This is a genomic window from Paraburkholderia sp. FW306-2-2C-D06C, assembly GCF_058781505.1.
In genome coordinates this window covers 53,748-72,677 of the sequence record NZ_JBYSWU010000013.1, presented here as the reverse complement: position 1 = coordinate 72,677, position 18,930 = coordinate 53,748, and the positions used below count along the sequence as shown (strand labels likewise).

At 60.3% G+C, this 18,930-nt stretch carries 22 protein-coding genes and 1 other RNA gene; 6 read left to right on the top strand and 17 right to left on the bottom strand.

Features of this window, described 5'->3' with window-relative positions; translation table 11 throughout:
* Positions 1-8: 8 nt before the first annotated feature.
* The 16 genes from AC3WLT_RS12495 to AC3WLT_RS12420 all read right to left on the bottom strand — a co-directional run bounded on the left by AC3WLT_RS12495 (position 9) and on the right by AC3WLT_RS12420 (position 8,400).
* Positions 9-446: a Mor transcription activator family protein gene (locus AC3WLT_RS12495; protein ID WP_492592065.1), complete on the bottom strand. Its 438-nt coding sequence runs from the start codon at positions 444-446 to the stop codon at positions 9-11.
* The gene (locus tag AC3WLT_RS12490) at positions 443-844 is read right to left on the bottom strand and encodes a gp16 family protein (protein ID WP_492592064.1); all 402 of its coding nucleotides are present in this window, start codon (positions 842-844) and stop codon (positions 443-445) included. The genes AC3WLT_RS12495 and AC3WLT_RS12490 overlap by 4 nt, the downstream gene beginning before the upstream one ends.
* Positions 845-927: 83 nt before the next feature.
* On the bottom strand, positions 928-1,260 hold the full coding sequence (locus AC3WLT_RS12485; protein ID WP_492592063.1) for an ASCH domain-containing protein: 333 nt from the start codon (positions 1,258-1,260) through the stop codon (positions 928-930).
* Between the two features lie 9 nt (positions 1,261-1,269).
* An RNA gene (locus tag AC3WLT_RS12480) (hammerhead ribozyme type II) lies at positions 1,270-1,332 on the bottom strand.
* 5 nt (positions 1,333-1,337) lie between these two features.
* Positions 1,338-1,604: a hypothetical protein gene (locus AC3WLT_RS12475; RefSeq protein WP_492592062.1), complete on the bottom strand. Its 267-nt coding sequence runs from the start codon at positions 1,602-1,604 to the stop codon at positions 1,338-1,340.
* Positions 1,605-1,606: 2 nt separating this feature from the next.
* Complete coding sequence (locus AC3WLT_RS12470) at positions 1,607-2,224, bottom strand: DUF3164 family protein (protein WP_492592061.1); 618 nt, start codon at positions 2,222-2,224, stop codon at positions 1,607-1,609.
* Positions 2,217-2,843 (bottom strand): HI_1489 N-terminal domain-containing protein, encoded by a 627-nt coding sequence (locus tag AC3WLT_RS12465; RefSeq protein WP_492592060.1) that lies wholly within the window; start codon positions 2,841-2,843, stop codon positions 2,217-2,219. Before AC3WLT_RS12465 ends, AC3WLT_RS12470 begins: the two co-directional genes overlap by 8 nt.
* The gene (locus AC3WLT_RS12460; RefSeq protein ID WP_492592059.1) at positions 2,843-3,160 is read right to left on the bottom strand and encodes a hypothetical protein; all 318 of its coding nucleotides are present in this window, start codon (positions 3,158-3,160) and stop codon (positions 2,843-2,845) included. Before AC3WLT_RS12460 ends, AC3WLT_RS12465 begins: the two co-directional genes overlap by 1 nt.
* A gap of 1 nt (position 3,161) precedes the next feature.
* Positions 3,162-3,470 carry a hypothetical protein gene (locus AC3WLT_RS12455; RefSeq protein ID WP_492592058.1) on the bottom strand — a complete coding sequence of 103 codons (309 nt, stop codon included), beginning with the start codon at positions 3,468-3,470 and terminating at the stop codon, positions 3,162-3,164.
* Complete coding sequence (locus tag AC3WLT_RS12450) at positions 3,467-3,796, bottom strand: helix-turn-helix domain-containing protein (RefSeq protein ID WP_492592057.1); 330 nt, start codon at positions 3,794-3,796, stop codon at positions 3,467-3,469. The genes AC3WLT_RS12455 and AC3WLT_RS12450 overlap by 4 nt, the downstream gene beginning before the upstream one ends.
* Positions 3,783-4,406, bottom strand: coding sequence for a hypothetical protein (locus AC3WLT_RS12445; RefSeq protein ID WP_492592056.1), 624 nt, complete (start codon positions 4,404-4,406; stop codon positions 3,783-3,785). The genes AC3WLT_RS12450 and AC3WLT_RS12445 overlap by 14 nt, the downstream gene beginning before the upstream one ends.
* The gene (locus AC3WLT_RS12440; protein ID WP_492592055.1) at positions 4,399-4,632 is read right to left on the bottom strand and encodes a hypothetical protein; all 234 of its coding nucleotides are present in this window, start codon (positions 4,630-4,632) and stop codon (positions 4,399-4,401) included. Before AC3WLT_RS12440 ends, AC3WLT_RS12445 begins: the two co-directional genes overlap by 8 nt.
* Positions 4,633-4,640: 8 nt before the next feature.
* Complete coding sequence (locus tag AC3WLT_RS12435; protein ID WP_492592054.1) at positions 4,641-5,387, bottom strand: AAA family ATPase; 747 nt, start codon at positions 5,385-5,387, stop codon at positions 4,641-4,643.
* 18 nt (positions 5,388-5,405) lie between these two features.
* A complete protein-coding gene (locus tag AC3WLT_RS12430) occupies positions 5,406-7,526 on the bottom strand; it encodes a transposase (protein ID WP_492592053.1) in 2,121 nt (706 codons plus the stop codon).
* 8 nt (positions 7,527-7,534) lie between these two features.
* Positions 7,535-8,056: a hypothetical protein gene (locus AC3WLT_RS12425; RefSeq protein ID WP_492592052.1), complete on the bottom strand. Its 522-nt coding sequence runs from the start codon at positions 8,054-8,056 to the stop codon at positions 7,535-7,537.
* Between the two features lie 47 nt (positions 8,057-8,103).
* Positions 8,104-8,400 carry a helix-turn-helix domain-containing protein gene (locus tag AC3WLT_RS12420; protein ID WP_492592051.1) on the bottom strand — a complete coding sequence of 99 codons (297 nt, stop codon included), beginning with the start codon at positions 8,398-8,400 and terminating at the stop codon, positions 8,104-8,106.
* Between the two features lie 197 nt (positions 8,401-8,597).
* Here AC3WLT_RS12420 and AC3WLT_RS12415 point away from each other — a divergent pair, with 197 nt between their 5' ends.
* Entirely contained in the window at positions 8,598-9,407 is an 810-nt protein-coding gene (locus AC3WLT_RS12415; protein ID WP_492592050.1) for a type I restriction enzyme HsdR N-terminal domain-containing protein, read from the top strand.
* A 51-nt stretch (positions 9,408-9,458) separates the two neighbouring features.
* Positions 9,459-9,896 (top strand): hypothetical protein, encoded by a 438-nt coding sequence (locus AC3WLT_RS12410; protein ID WP_492592049.1) that lies wholly within the window; start codon positions 9,459-9,461, stop codon positions 9,894-9,896.
* A 564-nt stretch (positions 9,897-10,460) separates the two neighbouring features.
* Here the strand turns inward: AC3WLT_RS12410 and AC3WLT_RS12405 are convergent.
* Complete coding sequence (locus AC3WLT_RS12405) at positions 10,461-10,703, bottom strand: hypothetical protein (RefSeq protein ID WP_492592048.1); 243 nt, start codon at positions 10,701-10,703, stop codon at positions 10,461-10,463.
* A 549-nt stretch (positions 10,704-11,252) separates the two neighbouring features.
* Between AC3WLT_RS12405 and AC3WLT_RS12400 the strand changes: the two genes are divergently transcribed.
* From AC3WLT_RS12400 to AC3WLT_RS12385, 4 genes are all read left to right on the top strand, one after another.
* Positions 11,253-13,283, top strand: coding sequence for a sigma-54-dependent Fis family transcriptional regulator (locus AC3WLT_RS12400; RefSeq protein ID WP_492592047.1), 2,031 nt, complete (start codon positions 11,253-11,255; stop codon positions 13,281-13,283).
* Positions 13,284-13,697: 414 nt separating this feature from the next.
* Positions 13,698-15,845: a hydantoinase/oxoprolinase family protein gene (locus AC3WLT_RS12395; protein WP_492592046.1), complete on the top strand. Its 2,148-nt coding sequence runs from the start codon at positions 13,698-13,700 to the stop codon at positions 15,843-15,845.
* A gap of 10 nt (positions 15,846-15,855) precedes the next feature.
* The gene (locus AC3WLT_RS12390) at positions 15,856-18,180 is read left to right on the top strand and encodes a hydantoinase B/oxoprolinase family protein (RefSeq protein ID WP_492592045.1); all 2,325 of its coding nucleotides are present in this window, start codon (positions 15,856-15,858) and stop codon (positions 18,178-18,180) included.
* A 43-nt stretch (positions 18,181-18,223) separates the two neighbouring features.
* Complete coding sequence (locus AC3WLT_RS12385) at positions 18,224-18,730, top strand: acetone carboxylase subunit gamma (protein ID WP_492592044.1); 507 nt, start codon at positions 18,224-18,226, stop codon at positions 18,728-18,730.
* The last annotated feature ends 200 nt before the right edge of the window (positions 18,731-18,930 follow it).

The following is an 18,930-nucleotide window of genomic DNA, read 5'->3' as shown; positions in this document are numbered from 1 at the left end:
TAGCGCCGTCAGAACAGTCCGTGTTGCTGGATCGACTGAGGTGCAACGAGATCGACACGTTTCAACACACGCCACACGTGTCGATCTGACATCCCGTAGCGAATTGCCAGTTGGTTGACGGCGTAAATTGCACTGTGCTCGCGTGTCATCGAGTCAAAGTCACTGCGAATCTGCCGGTGCATCAGTTCGCGCAACGCAGCAGCACAACGTGGAATGTACAGACTGTCGCCGCCGAAGTGTTTCGTTATTGCATCGGCCGCATTTGGACCGACAACTTCGGAAAGCGCCTCGTAGCGAATTTCTCCCAGGCGCGACTTTCGAAGTGCAACCGGGAACGTCGTGCCTCCCAGCTTCTCGACAAGCCGGATGGATGCCGGAATACCGATCAGGCGTGTCATCACCTGAATGGCTTCGGGCAGCAGGTGCTCAACGCCCGAAAAGTTCATGCACGTTTCTCCCGGCGTGCCGCGTCAATCTGGAGTGCTGCAATTAGCTTGGCCAGCATCAGGTCATCGCAGAACTCAAGCGCGTCGACCTTGCAGATACGCTTGACCATGCCGCCGACGTATTCCCATGTCCGGCCAGCGTCAGCGAGCAGCGCTTCGATCTTGCGCAGTTGTGCCTCGCGCGATGCGGCCACGCGCGGACGGCGTCCCCTCGATGTCGCAGGTTTGAAGCCGCAGCGCTCCATGTGCTTGAGTAACCTGTCTGCGGTCTCCGGCGTCAGATCCTTCGCAGAGTCGACACCTGCGACACTGCGCAGCATCGTCCGATAGGTGTCGTCGTCGAGTGCGAGCTGTTTTTTCGCGACGTGGATTTTTGCAAGTACCACCTTGGCAATCATGTCATTGCCCCCGGAACGCGCGGCGCAATTCCTTGCGGCACAAAGCCACGAGGAAGATGAGCCCTGCAACGATGATGACCGTGTCAACCATGGATGGCTCCACCCGACACGTCGATGGAAAAGACCGCAACCGGAGCAGCGCCGAAGTGCGCATGCTCAATGACTTCGATGGAGTAGCCTTTCCATGGAAGCACAAGACGATTTTCCTTGTCGTGCCTCGCCGGATAGCCGCGTGTCAGCTCGACGTGGGCGAACGTTTTGCCGACGAGCCGGCGCTTCCAGAATTCCGTGACAAGCCTGTACTCGCGAAGCTTCGTCCCCGCCTTGATCTGATCGAAGTACTCGGCTTTTAACGGCAGCGTGAGAACACGCTTTACCGGTGACTCTCCGCGACGTTGTGCAATCGTAAATTCCATTAAAGTTTCCCCTGGTTGCTCTTCAGTGCATGACCACCACGCCACGCAGACCGCCTCGCGGCGGTTTCGCAGCGGCGCTATTCCGATTCGATTGCCAGCGGGCGGCCACGGTCGCCCGGCATCACGACATCGCCTGGCTCGACGAGCGTCATCTCCAGTTCGGGCTTCTTGCCGACGACGTATTGGTAACCTGTTCCACCCACGTAGCGCATTTCGCACTGGCACGATTCGCGGAACAGCTTGATCACCTGCATCGCCTTGTCGGCATCGATCAGGTATTCGTGGAATCCGATCCGCACGCACGCGAGGTCACGTTTCTGCACTGTGTTTTTTCTTGTGGCCATGATCAGATCGCCGCAAGGTCGAGGCTGATAGGCCGGTATTCCTCGCTCTCGCCAACGCGCTCATAAAGACGCACGTATGGCTTGCTGCCCGTCACACGGATACTGTCGACGATCGCGCGCATGGCGGTGGTCCACTTCGGATCTTCGATCGCGAGACGGCGCAGACCGAGAATGCGGCCGGTATTCACGTTGCCTTCTTTGTCGACCTGGAATGCTTCGTTGATGAGCGCCTTGATTTCGTCACTGCTGCCTTGTGTCCACTCGCGGATGCACTCGTCGATCAGTTCCTTCGCGGCCTGCAGGCGTTCGTCGAACTGGATGTGTTCGGCGATCTGTCGCACCAGCTTGTACCGGCCGTCGAATGTGATCAGCGAGATGTTCCCTTTGCTACCGCCGACCTTCACGCCGTACTGTTCATGGCTCGTCTCGACGAACGCGGCAATATCGGTGAAGGCGCGAGCTTTGAACTCGGCGAGCTGCGCCTGCAGACGCTTCGCGTGCTCGACGAGCGATTGCACGGTCTGATCGCGCAGCTGGTCGATGGGCTTCACCATCGATTCGGGAACGAGACGGCCGCGTGCGTCTTTCACGTAACCGGGCTGGATGTGTTCTTTAGTCATGGAGCTTTCCTTCCTTCGAAAATCCGTTCATTTCCTTGGTGAGCCGCCGCAGAGTGCTGAGGCTTTCGGCAATGGCCGGCGTCACCTGCCGTTCGCCATCCGCATGTGGGACGGGCTGGATGGGTACAACGGGGGCGGCGGGCGATGCGCGCGCCTCCGGCGTGCCAAGGCCGGCATGCCCCTGGCGCTGTCGCTCGATATGTGTCTCGGCGCGCGATTCAGCCTTGTCTGCAAGACCGGCCAGTACTTCGAGCAAATACCCGTGGGTCTTCAGGGGGAGATTGAGACGCCCCTGATCACGCTGCGTGAGCATGTGCTCGAAGCCCTGACGCCAGTACTCGACCGGACAGACCCACGTGCGCCCGTTGCGCTCGATCTGCGCGGCGCGGATCATGGGAGTAATTTCATGCAACAGCGTGGCCATGCGCGAATGGCTCATCTGACTCTTTGCCGGAGAGAACAAACCGATGTAGCGCAGCATTGGTTTGACAAATGAGTCGCCAGCCGGATGCGCCTCGATGATCGCGTTCAACGCCTCACGCGGCGCATCGTCAGCCAGTAAGATGTCGAGGCTCATCACAGCACGGCAATTCGGGCAGCAGAGTTGAGGCAGTGGCATCAGTGCACCTTCTGCATTCGAGTTGATTCAAGCGCATCTTGAAGCGTCTCGCGTAGGCGAGGACGCTCATCGAGATACACCTGCAGGTACTCCGACAACTGTGCAAAACCCGTCAGGTACATAAGCAGGATCTTGTGGAGCGTCACCGACACCTCCATGCCCACCTCCTGATAGTTCTGCGCAGTGGCGGCGAGATCAAGTAGATCCCGATTCGTACGGTGCAATTCGCGGCGCAGCTCCACCACGCTATCGAACGCTTCAGGATTGGCCATCGTCGGCATCTGGAACACCAGGATGGCTGATTGCTTCAGTCCCATTTCAATGCCCCTGTTCGTTCCACAGCACGCGGATCTCGCCGACCTTGAACTGGCCCACGCGATACCGACCGGAGCCGGAGCCACCCGTGCGGTAATACGTGGCTTCACCTTTCTCGATCAGCTCTGCGCACGCAGCGCAGCTCTGAATCTGAATCGTCGGCTTCGAGCCGTTTGAAAACTCGATTCCAATCACGGTGAATCCTCGCTCGGTGAGCTGGCCAATCGTCGCAGCGATGCGCAGCGCAGTCAGCTCCATCAACCGGTTGATCGGTGGCACTGCGGGATTGATGGCGTTAAAACCTGGTGTCATTTGGTGTCTCCTTTAACGGGACGAAGTGGGCACGAGAGGCACGTGCGCCAGTGGCTGAGTTCAAGTGGGTTGTTCAAGGGCGCACGCCGCGTGGTGTAGGACACGCATACCGTCAGCGAAATCGGCTGCCCGGTATGCGTGCACTTCACCTGGCCGAACACGTTCATCACACGTGCGGCAACGCGATCGGTCTTGCCCGGATACTTGCCGGCGAGAACGAGAGAAACGGTGGTACGGGATACATCGAGCTTCTCTGCGACAGCGGTTTGCGACGCGGCACCAACGGCGTCTCGCAGCATCTGCAGCCAGTCACTAGCAGGCGTCATGGTCCGGCTCCTCCTGCCAAACGACCTTCGCGAGGTTCGGGTCATAGACGCACTTTGTGCGCTGGATCATCGGCGGGCGTGGGCCGGTGTACTTCGTGGGCGAGAGCCGATACCGCGTCTGCTTCGCGCCAACGCCGCGAATGAACGGATGGCCCTCTTCCACAATCGAGAGGTAACCGGCAACGGCTAGCGCGCGCACATACGACTTTGCCGTCAGCTCGGCAACCTTGATGTCGGCAGTCGACGCACGGATCGCGAGTTCTGCGGCGGTGAAGTCACCCATGATCCGCATCGTTCGCCACATGTTCTCGTTGCCGGTCGGCAGGATCACGTTGCCCTTGCGGTCGAGGCGCGGTGCCTCCACCCCGACATCGCGCAGCAGCCGGTAATGCTGCCGCTCGATGAACTTCGCGCGCGCACTTATCTGTTCGATGTAGCCACCGCGTTCCAGCACCTGAACGTAGGTCCGGATGGTTGCCGTATCGATGCACGTCGCCTTCTCGATGCCGGGGCCGGTGAAGTCTTTCGCCTGCTTGCGGATCACTTCCCAGATACGCTGGCGCGGGCCGCGACCGCCTGCCATTTCGAGGTGTGCGGGTTTTCTAGCCACGAATGCGCCCTCCGCAAGCACCTGCAATGAAAGCCAACGCAAGAATGCCGATCACTGCCCATGCGGACGCGCCTACGATCAGCAGCAGGTCAAGCCAGCTCTTCGCAAACAGCAGTCCGCCGAACATGCCGATAGCGGCCATCGCCGAGAGAGCGCACAGGAACACGTTGCAGCGCTCCGCGTCGAGCGCCTCACGCGTGGCTTCGGTCTGTTGAGATTTCTTCATGCCTGACCTCACGCGCGACGCTTCGGCGCTTCGCCGGTGTACAGCTCGCGCTTGCCCCACAGCGCGAGATCCATGGCATCTTTGCCGGCCAGCATCGCTTCCTCCTGAATGCGCTCAAGATTCACGCAGACGCGACGCACCGAGCCGTGCGACAACTCGACGAGACGCAGCAGCAGATCGTCGGCAACCTTCACACGCGGGCAATACAGGCCGGTGAGCTGCCTTGCGTCGCTGACGGTGACCGGCTGCGCCGGCACCCATGCAAGCACACGACCGTGCATGCGTTCCCAGCGCTTGAGCTTGTTCGGCAGTGCCTCTTCACCGATCATCAGGATGGCGGCCTGACTGGATTCGTACAGGTCCCGCACCAGCTCGACCGCGTTGCGGTCGACGAGGTGATCCATTTCGTCGATGATCAGCGGCCGGCCGCTTACCGCCAGTTCCTCGGCAACCTGATCGGCCATTTCGGGGATCGTGCCGCCAGGCTTGATGCCCATTTCAAACAGCACGGCCTTCAGAAAATGCTTCTTCGTCCAGACCGACTTCGCCTGCACGTAGCGGGCGCGGCGCGAGTTGGCCACGTGGTTCGCCGCCATGCTCTTGCCATAGCCGGACGGGCCGTAGAAACAGACCAGCCCGGGCAGGTTTGCGCTGCGTGACAGCGCGCGCTCGATCGCGAGATCGCACAGGCCAAGGTTCGTGATCTGCGCGATGCCGCCAGCGGCCGGTTTGAGCGTTTCGTTGTGTTGTGTCATCATTTGTCCCGTTGGGTGTTACCGTTGGCTGGCGAGTTGCAGCTCGCCAGCCTCTTCAGCGCGGCGCTTTTGCGCCGCGAATTCTTTGCTCTGCGGATACAGGCCGTACCACTTCAAGTCGTCGGTGTTGTCGAGCGTTCCTCTGTTGGAAATGTGTTGATCCATGGTTTGCCAGCGGGCAAACCGCTGTTCTGCCGTTTCCGGCATTTCGATGATCGTCGCCGTCGGCATGGCGATCGCGGGTTGCGCCTGGGGCGTGACTTCAACCGCCTGCGCATCGACGACACGCGCATCGAGGGCCGCTCGCGAAATCTCGCCAAAGCCCGGGATCGTCAGCACGTCCGGCGTTTCGATCGTCAGCGCTGGAGCGCCGCGACGCTCGGCCTCGATCGTTTCGCGGTGTACGTTCAGCCGCTTGAGGGCTGCATCGGCACGCTTCTCACGCGCCTGTTCGACGTACGGCATGGGGAAGTAGTGGCGCTCGTTCGCGCCGAACTCGGCGGTGCAGATAAACCGGCCGTCCATGTGATGCACCCACACGCGCTGCGCGTCGTGGATGTCGAACGCGACCTGTACCTGCTCGCCGTGAAACTCTTCGAGCAGGCCGCTGAAGTACTTGTTGTTGAACAGGGCAATCTCACCACGCGACACCATGCGCTCGACACGCGGGCGGAACACGTTCTGCGCCTCGGTCGCGGATAGCTGCAGCGGCTCCCATCCACGCGCCCGATGCGACTCGTACGCTTCCTGCGGTGACATGTGGCGGCGCTTGCCCGTCACCGGGTCAGCGATCTGCGGCAGCGAGCGGTGCGGCTTGTTGTTGTATTCGTCGGTTCGCTCAGTGCAGAAGCGGACGAAGTCATCCCAACTCATCAGCGGCAGCACACCGCCGTGCTTGATCGCCTTGCAGGTGACTTTGAACTGGGCGAGCTTTGCCTCACGGTCCATGGATGCCCCGATGAAACTCGGCAGCAGCTTCGCGCCCTGAATCCAGATCGTCTGGTGCGACCGCTCGATGACGCCCTTGGCCTGCGAGTTGTACGGCAGCGAGTGCGACACTTCGAAGCCGAGCAGTCCCTTCAGGCCCGTGCCTTCACGCTTGAGCAACTGGTTGTCGTAACCGGAGCCGTTGTCGACGTAAAAGATGGCCGGCGCACCGCGATTGATCGCGGCGTGGCTGATTGCCTCCAGCACGGCAAGGCTCGACTCGGCGAGACCCACCGAGAAACCAACCGCCATACGTGTGGCGATATCGATGATCGTGGTGATCTCGGGGCGGAACGGACGGCCGTGCATCGGATGCTGTACTTCGGCGTCGAACGTGTGACCGTCAGCGCTCCATACGTCGTTGGGAAGCAGTCGGTCGAACGTGCGGCGCACGAATGGGCGGATATTCTTCAACTCGCGGGGTCCCATGCGGCCGACTTCGCGCGACACCTTGCCGAGCTTGCCGAGAAAGCGCCGCACCTGGTGGATCGTCGGGAACGACCACGCATGATCACGCATGCGGTATGCCTTTTCGAACTCGCGGTATGCCTGCTCAACAGATGGCTTTTGCGGCAGCTGATAGAAGCCGAGAAACGCCTTCGCCCATGCCGGCACGTCGTAGTCGGCCTGCACAATCTTCGGCGCCAGTTCGCCAGTTTTTTCTTGGGCCAACCAACGCTTCAGCGTGCGAACGCTCGGAAAGCCATCGCCCTTGCGGCCGCGCTCGTCGCGGGCTGATCGCAGCATCGTCTCAAGCTGCGCGTCGAGCTGACCGAGCTTGGCCTGTGTCAACAGGGTCGTCATCGCAGCTTCGCGAGAAATGCCACCCGCTGCGGTTAGCCGGTCAAGCGCTGACAGAACCGCTTTGCGGGCCGATTCGGCGATGCGCTGACGGTCATTTAGTTGGTTCGCGTCTGCTCGCTTCGGCAACTGGGCGCCATTGACAGTCCCGACAGTCAGCGCGACCTTCACCGCGATGGCTGCACGAAGTTCTGATGGCAGCTCGTATTCACGACGTACTCCGCCTCGGCCGCTCATTTCAATGAATCGCCAGCCGGCGCGATCAGCAAAGAGGATGATGTTGGCTTTCGTGGCAGGCAAACCGGGCAGTCGCAGGTTGGCCAACTCCGCCGCGCTAAAGTGCGTCTTCACCGTGCAACTCACTTTGCGTTCCGCTTGATCCGGGCCATCAATTGCCCGAGGAGTTTTTCATCCATCAGGCCTTCGATTGCGCGGGATTTAGCCTTAATGTGCCGATCGAGAACTGCCATTGCCCCCAATTCAGCGCAAAGTGCCTCATCGGCTGTAAGCACCCGTCGTCCAAGGTGCATAGCCATCCATTCGAGTGGAGCAACGTCGTCACAAATGGCCATCAGCGCCATCCACACGTCTACAGGCACTCGCCGATCTGCTTGGCTGGGCGCCGCCCATTGATCGAGGTGCGATTTCGACACGCTTCGTCCGAGGCGCTCGCAAAGCTGGTCAGCCAAGCGGTCACGCGACAAACCATGACCAGCGGCGCTATCCATTAGCGACGCCAGTGCGCCTCGGATGGAAACATCGAGAGCGTTCTGATGGGATGCCACTTCCGACTCGCCAGTCGGACGGACTGCGAAAACGCTGAAATCCAAGGCCAGTTGGCCAGGCAGTACCTGCGACGATGCAGAATTTCTTCTTGTCATGACACTTTCCCCACGGCGATACGGTTTGGCAAATGCTGAGCGGAAAACTACGCAATACAGTTAGCGTTGGCAGGCTCATTTGAGCCGCTATACTTCTGGGCATAACGTGGCCGGATGCGGCGACCGTCGCGAGTCCACCTGTCCGGCCACAGTTCGTGAGCAGGGACACCAAGAAAGCGTGCGATTGCGACTTCGCCCGAGAACACCGGCCGCACAAGGGCATTTCTGATAGTTGAGGCGGGCAGGTCACACTGTTGCGCGAGCGTATTCATCGTTATTCCGCGCTTTCTGATCGCGGCTTTGATGTCTTCCTTGTGCCATCCACGTTGGTTTTCGCTGCTCATTTGCTGTCCTTATTCCCGGCGTTTTGCCGGTTTTTTTGGGGTTCGTTAATCCCAAAGGTCACGTTTAACGGGATGTTAAGTGTATTGATGTGGTTAGTCAATACACTTTTATCAAAACACTTCACTTCGTCACTTCTCGCTGGCACATGTCAGCGGAAGGCTTTATGGGTGGTGGATGGCAAGGATTTGACACAGGAATGAAGAGTATTGGGGGTCAACACACTTTGAACACTAAAACCGTATCGGATGAAAAGCTGCTCTCGGCGTCCGAGATCGCTGAGCTCCGCTTGCCCGGTCTACCTACGACGAAGGCAAACGTGCTGGCTCGTGCGGAAAGAGAAGGATGGCCGTACCAAGAGGTGACAGGCCTGGGGGGGCAACGGAAGGTGTTCGAGGTACCGGTCCACTACCTTTCCGAAATGCCATCGGCTTTCGGCTTGAACATGCTGGAAGCGCTTGGCTATCCGTCTGATCGTATTCAGACCCACTTCCAGGTGAAGCGGGGCCGCTTGACCATCCGCGCGGATATCGTTGTCTTTGCAGAGGGCGCGGCACATACAGCCGATAACGTGCTGATGATTGTTGAGTGCAAGCCGCCTAACATGCCGCTGTCAAAGCATGCCGAAGAACAACTGATACGTTTGGTATCGGCGCTGCCGAATGCCCGCTACGCGGTTCTGACCAACGGTCGTGAGAGTTCAGCCTTCCAGTTGGCCGAGCGCGACAGAGAGCCCCTGCTGCTTCCAATTGAAGCCGTTCCAGCCAGTGGTAGCGGACCGGAAGAGCGAATCTCAGGGCTTCGGGAAGTGCAAAAAGCTGTCGGTATGGCGGACGCTGACCTGCTTGAGGCGATCATCGAGGGAGTGGAGCGGTTCGGTGCCGAGGTTGGCGAAGCTCTGAACCCACAGCGTAAAGCGACACTTATCTCTTTGTTTTACCGATACTTTCTTGAGGAGGGAAAGGTCGATCAGCAGAAGCTGACAGATATGCTGAGGAAGGTAGGCTAGTCAAAATGCAGTCCCCGCGTGGTTCGGTTACATTGCATTTCCGAAAGAAAAATGAAATGCGAACGTAAACGTGCAGTAATGCCAATTCTGGGGTTGCAAGTGAGAGCACTAAAAGAAGAAATTACGCTGGTCATTGACCAAATTCTGAAAGACCAATACGGCCGGAAAGCCTTGCAGGAAAGGGAGCTGCGGCCGCCTTTCCGTCCGGTCTGTGGGCCGCAGCAGTGGATGAGAGAGGCCGCCAACGACTTTTCGTGGCTACCTAAAAAAAGGGGCGGAGATTTAAGACACGTGTCCCGCGCCGATCTGCTCAATTCCTGCTTGGACTGTGCCAAAAGTTGCGCAAAATTTATCCGTTCTTCGCTAGAACGCGCTAATTTCGCGGTCTCGGACAAGCGGCGGCGTGCAGCGCTAGTCGCTTGTTTTTCCGGATTTTTTTCGCTTTTTCCGTCTGATACTCATAGTGCCAATCTGAGCACCACCCCATAGTTGCTTAGGCGTTCCGGGCAACTTTGCTCGCTCGCGTACCGGTTCCCGTGCTGCGCGCACGGGAACCGGTCATGCCGGTAACGCGCGGTCATTCTTGACGGCTTCGGATGGGACTGCTAACCGTCCAAATGTACGTCGACCGGGAAGAGCAACTGATTCGCCTCCGAGAAGCAAGGACGTGTGATGGGCACTAGCGCGGCCTATCGATCTTTTGCCAGAGGGAGTCTCCGCCAGTGATGGCGGGTGGAAGCGCGCAGAGTCAAGGCTCTGCGCGGTCTTGTTTTTCCGCGACCTGCACAGCGACCATCAAATTAACATCGGATTCCCCTGGACGTTCTTTGTACGTCCGGGCGCTTCTTCAATTTGGGTTGCCCCCGCGATGCTTGGTCATCTGCTCGTCAATGCCGCTAGAAGTTGTCCAACCGCCGTTGAGCTATCCGTTGCAGGCTTGCTTCGGTGCCTGCCAAGATAGTCAGATTCGGCAGCCTAGCTCGGCCCGGACGATCGTTAGTGATTCAGCGGTGATTACCTGCGGGCGCCCGGCGCATGAGTTCGCTATCCAGACTAATACACCCTCATGGCTGGCCTTCCGCTTTCGACGCTCGGCGGGAATACGCACCACGAGCCGTCATCGTGCCTGAAGAAAAGAATCGCCAGCAGGCCGGTCGAACGCAATGCCTCGACACGCACATAGCGTTTGTGATTCGCACTCGTGCGACCGAAGCGTGTGACGCGAACCGGCATCGCCGGGGTCGGCGCCAACCACTTGTCGACCAGCAAACGCAAGGACATCTGACCGGTGTTCATCGCCTTCTCCTTCGACCTCATTCCCGTCAAGTGCTCCGTCAACCGCTGCTTCGGCTATCGGACCGAACCTGGAAGCGACCATTGCGGCTCGCCTCCGCCCAGTTAAACGCATGGGCTATGCCAGCATTCATGGTCCGTGTAAGCGATTGATTCCATGTAGATTTTTCTGGCGGTCCGTCGCCGGGGCGGGCGCCAGATGTACCAAGCGTTCGATTTCCGGACGGTCCTGTTTTTCAGGGATAGAATTTGAACGGAGGCCCGTGTCCGCATGGCGCCTGCGTCGTGACAGAGCGCTGATGAGAGCAGCCATGGCGTCAGGAACGGTCCGACCGACGGCCCTGATAGCGCCTCGGCCTGTATCGGACAGCGAAGCGTTCGAAAACACTACGCTCGAAGCATCGAGGCCGTCCCAGCGCTCATCGCCGTGGACAGGAGTCGTCGGGCTATCAACCGGGCCAATCGCGCTTCACGACCCAAAAAAGGAAAACATTATCAGGCGGGGGTGAGCCCGCTGGTCGGGAGAGAAAGTCATGCTCATACGGAGACGGCATGAAAGAGACAGGTACGCCAGTGGACTGGTTCTCCAGTCCGGATCGCGACGCCAGTGTCATGGCGGCGTGGGAACGTTTGATTCAAGGTGACAAGTCGGCCAATGGTGCCCTGCGTGGGGTGGTAGACGATTCCTGGCGCCGCTGCCTGGACGCAAGCGTGGACCCCGGTACTACCTCTGCGCCCCCGCCTCTGGAAGAAGGGCGTCTGTTCGACCTGCGAGCCAGGAACGACCGCCTGATGCATGCCAGCGTGCCGCTTATCCAGCAGACACGGGAGTTCCTTTCGCAGACGGGAACCATCCTGCTGCTCGCCGATCCCGACGGCATGATCCTCGAACTGGCTGGCGATACGCGCATCGTTGAGCCGGCAGGCGAAGTCCGCCTGATACCCGGTTGCAACTGGACAGAACTCAATTGCGGCACCAACGCGATCGGCACGGCCCTCGCTTTGCGGCAACCGGTGCAGATCCACGGTTCCGAGCATTTCTGCGCAGGCATCAAGCGGTGGACCTGCTCCGCCACGGTGGTCCGCGATCCGCTGGATGGCCGGGTACTCGGCGTGCTGGACGTCTCGGGGCTTGCGCAAACCTACAGCCAGCATAGTCTGGCGTTCATCGTCTCAATGGCAGGGCGTATCGAGAGTCGGCTCGCCAAATTCGCCATGGAGCGGCGCCTGCGCCTGATGGAGCGATGCATGGTCTATTGCTCCGGGCGTGTGGATGGTGTCGTGGTGGTGGACGAGTGCGGTCGGCTTGTCAAAGCCAACCCGCAGGCGCCAGCCGCATTTGCTCGTCTCGGTCTGTCTGGCGCGTTGGAGGGTGCTTTTCCCATCCCGGACATCGCGAAGATTGCAGATGGCGCGATGTCGCTACAATCACCGGCGTGGCTGCGCGTCGCACGAATCGAGCGGGTCAAGGAAGACGCCGACACACTCGGCTTCATGCTGATTGCGCCGGCCGCCAGTCGGCGCGCCGCTGCGCTGCCTGACGCGATGCCGGCCGCTGACACCACGCCTGCGCCGGCGTTCTCGCGCATTGTCGGCACGAGTCCCGCACTGCGTGCGGCTGTCCAGAAAGCGCAGCAGCTTGCCAAAGCCACGGTCCCGGTGCTGCTTCTCGGCGAAACGGGCGTCGGCAAGGAGTTGTTTGCGCAAGGCATCCATCAGGCCAGCGCGAGGGCTGACGGCCCCTTTGTCGCCCTGAATTGTGGCGGCTTGTCCCGCGACCTGCTGACCAGTGAGCTGTTCGGTTACGCGGAAGGGGCATTCACTGGCGCGCGCAAATCCGGCATGACGGGGAAAATCGAAGCGGCCAATCACGGCACACTGTTCCTCGACGAAATCGGCGAAATGCCGCTCGACATCCAGCCGCATTTGTTGCGCGTGCTGGAGGAAGGGGAGATCTACCGGTTGGGCGAGAACACGCCTCGCAAGGTCAACTTCCGTCTGATCGCTGCCACGCATCGCGACCTGCGTGCCGACGTGGCCGATGGCAAATTCCGCATGGATTTGTATTACCGGCTGGCTGTCACGAACATCTCGATACCACCGCTGCGCGAACGCAAGGCGGACTTGCCCGACATGATCGCGCATTGGGTGCGTGTCTCGCGTCAACGCTACAACGTGGCCCATGCCGTCTTCGATGATGTCGCGTACGAATGTCTGCTGAACTATGCATGGCCCGGCAACGTTCGCGAGTTGCGCAACGCGATCGAGGGCGCGGTGCTCATGGCCCGGGATGGTCCAATAACGGTGGACCACCTGCCGCCCGAAATCGGCGCTTCAGCCGTTCTGGCAGGCGCTCAGGATACGGCGCCCTCGGTGCAGTCCGCGCTTGCACTCCAGAAGGTCCGCTCGCTGGAAATGGCAGAAGCCGAGTCGATCCGCGTTGCGATCCAGCAAAGCCGGGGCAATCTGACCCAGGTGGCTGCGCAGCTCGGCATAGCAAAAAGCACGTTGTATCAGAAGATCAGGAAGTACGCGCTGATGCAGGACCTTGGAACCACCCGGCAGATTACCCGGCGACATTGAGCATCGTCGACTGCGACAGGGGATCATGACGCCGCTGCGCTACGTCCCCGCTCGCGTTGGCTGAGGCGACGCGCCACCGAACCTCGCGGTTCACCCTACCGCGGCCGCAGTAACACGCATTCACGCAGGTCCTCCTGCACGTCGCTCACCCCTTCAGACCTGCGTTCGAAATCCGCTCTCCAAACGGCCGACCGTCCAGGAATCGGTCGCTGCACGAACGCGTCGGCCATTTCCAGTCCGTCAGCAGACGCCCTGAAGAGCCAAGCCAGTCAAGGGCTTGCCGATTCCGCGCGGGTTCGGCCGTCCAGTGGCATACCCCTTGCACTTATCTCCTCCGAAGCGAATCGCAATGCTCGCTTCGCATCGCGCCTCGTCGTTGAGGCGATGTTCAATCAAGGAGAGCTGGAGACACTAATGGAACAGCAACTTTCACACGTCCAGGTATTGGGCATCGATGCCGGCGGCACGATGACCGATACCTTCTTCGTGCGTTCAGATGGCCGCTTCGTGGTCGGCAAAGCCCAAAGCAATCCGGCGGACGAGTCATTGGCCATTCTGGAATCGTCAAAAGACGCGCTGACGCAGTGGGCTCGCGAAGTGGACGAGGTCTACCCCGAACTGGTGACGTGCGTCTATTCCGGTACGGCGATGCTCAATCGCGTGGTTCAGCGCAAAGGCCTGGATGTGGGGCTCATCTGCAATCGAGGCTTCGAACAGATTCACTCGATGGGGCGTGCCATCCAGAGCTATCTCGGCTACGCGCTCGAAGAGCGCATCCACCTCAACACCCACCGCTACGACGAACCGCTGGTCCCGCTTTCGCGCACCCGCGGTGTGACGGAACGCACCGATGTCCAGGGTGAAATCGTCATCCCCCTGCGCGAAGACGAAGTGCGCAAGGCGACGCGGGAACTCGTGGATGCCGGATCGAAGGCGATTGCCATTTGTCTCCTGCAGTCCCACAAGAATGAATCGAGCGAAAAACGCGCTCGCGATGTCTGCCGCGACGAACTGAAAAAAATCGGCGTGGACATTCCGGTCTTCGCGTCAGTCGACTACTACCCGTCGCGCAAGGAAAGCCACCGCACCAACACCACCATTCTCGAAGCCTACGCGGCCGAACCGTCCCGGCAGACGCTGAAGAAGGTCAGTGACCGTTTCAGGAAGCACGGCGCGAAGTTCGATCTGCGGGTGATGGCCACGCACGGCGGGACGATCAGCTGGAAGGCCAGGGAGCTCGCCCGCACGATCGTCTCCGGTCCGATCGGGGGCGTGATCGGATCGCGGCTGCTTGGCGAAAGACTGGGCTACGAGAACATCGCATGCAGCGATATCGGCGGCACCAGTTTCGACATGGCGCTGATCACCAAGGGCAACTTTGCGATCGCCTCCGATCCGGACATGGCTCGTCTCGTGCTGTCGCTGCCGCTGGTAGCGATGGATTCGGTGGGCGCAGGAGCGGGCAGCTTTGTGCGGCTCGACCCCTATAGCGGTTCCATCAAGCTCGGGCCCGATAGCGCGGGTTATCGCGTGGGTACATGCTGGCCGGAAAGCGGACTCGATACGGTGTCGGTGTCCGACTGCCATGTGGTGCTGGGCTATCTCAACCCCCACAACTTCCTCGGCGGCGCGATCAAGCTCGACGTCGAACGCGCACGGCAACACATCAAGGCCCAGATCGCCGATCCGCTTGGCCTCTCTGTGGAAGATGCCGCTGCGGGCGTCATCGAACTGCTCGACCTCAGCCTGCACGAGTACCTGCGCGCCAACATCAGCGCGAAGGGTTACAACCCCACCGACTTCGTGTGCTTCTCGTACGGCGGGGCAGGGCCGGTGCATACCTACGGATATACGGAAGGCCTGGGCTTCAAGGACGTGATCGTCCCTGCATGGGCAGCCGGATTCTCTGCGTTCGGTTGCGCATGCGCGGACTTCGAGTACCGCTACGACAAGAGCGTGGATATCGCGGTCGCGCCGGACGCCCCCGATGAACAGAAAGCGGCGGCCTGTGCGGTGATTCAGGACGCGTGGAAGGAACTGGCCGACAAGGTCGTGGAGGAGTTCGTCATCAACGGCTTCAAGCTGGAAGACATCACGTTGTTGCCCGGCTACCGGATGCAGTACATGGGACAACTGAACGATCTGGAGATCACTTCGCCGATCAGCGCCGCCATCACCGCGGCGGACTGGAAGAAGATCACCGACGCGTTCGAGGAAACCTACTCGAGGGTGTACGCGAGTTCCGCCCGCTCACCGGAACTGGGCTTCAGCGCTACCGGCGCGATCATGCGCGGCCTTGTCGCCACGCAGAAGCCGGTGCTGCCGGAGGACCCGGAAGCAGGCGAAACACCGCCCAAATCTGCGTATCTCGGCAAGCGCCCGTTCTATCGCCACAAGACATGGGTCGAAGCCGACATCTGGCAGATGGAGTCTCTCATGGCGGGTAACCACATCGTGGGGCCGGCCATCATCGAGTCCGCGTCCACCACCTTCGTCGTGCCTGATGGTTTCGAGACCACGCTCGACAAGCACCGTCTGTTCCATCTGCAAGAAGTGAAGTAAGGAGACGAAAATGAACCTCATGTCATCCAAGGAAGTCGGCCAGCCCGAACTGCTCGCCAACGGCAAGACCCTGAAAGCGTTCCGCGCCGAGATCATGGCGCGCACCAGCAAGACGGGCCATTACAACGGGCTCGCCCGGCTCGAGTTGCGCGAGAAGGATCCGATCGGCTACGAGAAACTGTTCTCCAAGATCCGCGGCGGTCTGGTGCACGCTCGCGAAACCGCGAAGAAGATTGCCGCGTCGCCGATCGTGGAGCAGGAAGGCGAATTGTGCTTCACGCTGTACAACGCGGTTGGCGACTGTGTGCTGACCTCGACCGGCATCATCATCCACGTCGGCACGATGGGCGCCGCGATCAAGTACATGATCGAGAACAATTGGGAGGACAACCCAGGCATCAACCCGGGGGACATGTTCACCAATAACGACTGCTCGATCGGCAACGTTCACCCTTGCGATATTGCGACGATCGTGCCGATTTTCTGGGCCGGCAAACTCATCGGCTGGGTGGGTGGCGTGACGCACGTGATCGACACCGGTGCGGTGACGCCGGGTTCGATGTCGACGGGCCAGGTCCAGCGCTTCGGCGACGGCTACCAGATCACCTGCCGCAAGACCGGCGTGAACGACCAGCCGTTGCGCGACTGGCTGCATGAAAGCCAGCGCTCGGTACGCACGCCGAAATACTGGATCCTGGACGAGCGCACCCGGATCGCCGGTTGCCACATGATCCGCGACATGGTCGAAGAGGTCATCGCCACCGAGGGGCTGGAAGCCTACGAGAAGTTCAGCTATGAGGTCATCGAAGAGGGTCGTCGTGGCCTGCAAAGCCGCATCAAGGCAATGACGCTGCCCGGCAAATACCGCAAGGTCGCCTTTGTGGATGTGCCCTACGCCCACGAAGATATCCAGACGCCTTCGGCCTTCGCCAAGATCGACACCATCATGCACTCGCCGGTGGAAATGACGATCCGCCCCGACGCTACGTGGCGGCTGGATTTCGAAGGCGCGAGCCGCTGGGGATGGCACACCTATAACGCGCACCACGTGGCGTTCACGAGCGGCATCTGGGTCATGATGACCCAGACCCTGGTGCCGACCCAGCGCATCAACGACGGCGCCTACTTCGGCACGGAGTTCCGCCTGCCCAAGGGCACATGGATGAATCCGGACGATCGCCGCACCGGGCACGCCTATGCATGGCACTTCCTGGTGTCGGGGTGGAGTGCCATGTGGCGGGGGCTCGGCCAGGCGTACTTCAGCCGTGGCTATCTGGAAGAAGTCAACGCGGGCAATGCCAATACGTCGAACTGGCTGCAAGGCGGCGGCATCAACCAGGACGGTGAGGTGCACGCGGTCAACAGCTTCGAGGCCTCGTCGTGTGGCACGGGCGCCGGCGCCATCAAGGACGGTCTCAATCACGCGGCTGCGATCTGGAACCCCGAAGGCGACATGGGCGACATCGAGATCTGGGAGATGGCCGAACCGTTGCTCTATCTCGGGCGCAACGTCAAAGCCAATTCCGGCGGCTATGGCAAGTATCGCGGTGGGTGTGGTTTCGAAACCCTGCGCATGGTCTGGAAAGCCCAGGACTGGACCATGTTCTTCATGGGCAATGGCTACATGAACAGCGACTGGGGGTTCATGGGCGGCTATCCGTCTGCTACCGGTTACCGGTTCGAGGCTCACAAGACGGGCCTGAAAGAGCGCATTGCGCAGGGGCTCTCGCTGCCCCTCGGCGGCGACACGAATCCCGACGCGCCGGACTACGAGCGGCACATCGATGCGACTTCCAGGGTCAAGCGCGACAAGCAATGCATGACGACGGAGGATTGCTACGAAAACCACGACCTGTACCTCAATTATCTGCGCGGCGGTCCGGGCTTTGGTGACCCGCTCGATCGGGAAGCTGAAGCGATTGCGAAGGATCTCAACAACGGCTTCCTGCTCCCCGAATTTGCCGGGAAGGTATACGGCGCGGTGTTGTCACAGGACGCCACGGGAATCTGGGCGGTCGATGCGCAAAAGACCGTGAAGCGCCGCGGAGAAATTCGCGCGGAGCGGCTTGCGCGCTCGTTGCCGACGCGGGAATGGATGAAGGAAGAGCGCGAGCGCGTTCTCACCAAACATGCGTCGCGCCCGGTGCGTCACATGTTCGCGACCAGCTTCGGGTTGTCGGAGAAATTCCTCAACGACTTCCGCAAGTTCTGGGACCTCCCTGCCGACTGGAATATGACCGAGGCAGAGCTGGACGTGCCGTCCTACGGCTCGAAATACCGGATGGATCTCTCGTTGCTGCCCGACGTGACCACGGTGGTTCAGGTCGAAGAGTAATCCATACCGGTATCGATATCGAAGCGAATCAAGGAGTATCGAAATGTCTGCTTACACGAAAGAACAGGTCAGCAATCTGGTCGAGGGGCGACTCGACTGGGACACGACCGTGCGCATGTTGTCCATGCCGAAAGATCAGGAGCGTTTTAGCCAGTACCTCGAAGTATTGCAGGGCAAGGTCGCATGGCCCGACAAGATCGTCTTGCCGCTTGGGCCGCACCTGCATATCGTGCAGGCCGTGAAGAGCAAGCACTGGCTAGTCAAGTGCGACTGTGGCCATGAGTTCTGCGACTACCGCGAGAACTGGAAACTGTACGCCAACGTCTATGTGCGCGACACCGAAGAGGCCATGCTCGAGGTCTATCCGAAGCTCATGGCCCCCGACACCCAGTGGCAGGTCTACCGCGAGTACTACTGCCCGAGTTGCGGAACCATGCACGACGTCGAAGCGCCAACGCCGTGGTATCCGGTGATTCACGATTTCGAGCCGGATATCGAGGCGTTCTACAAGGAGTGGTTGCAGTTGCCGGTTCCCGAGCGCGTTGACTAGCGTAAAGGGCAGGGCGCGGCTTTTACCGCGCCCGGCCCGCAGTCGACTGAGAGACGTTGCTGCGTTCATAAGCCGCTCCACGAGCGCAGTTTGATGCGGCGCAAAAAGGATTATCCGAACGAGCGCGCCGGCGCGCAGACACCGTTTGAAAATCGAACGGTGTCTGATCCGTCCGTCGTCCGGAAATCGAACGCCGGGTG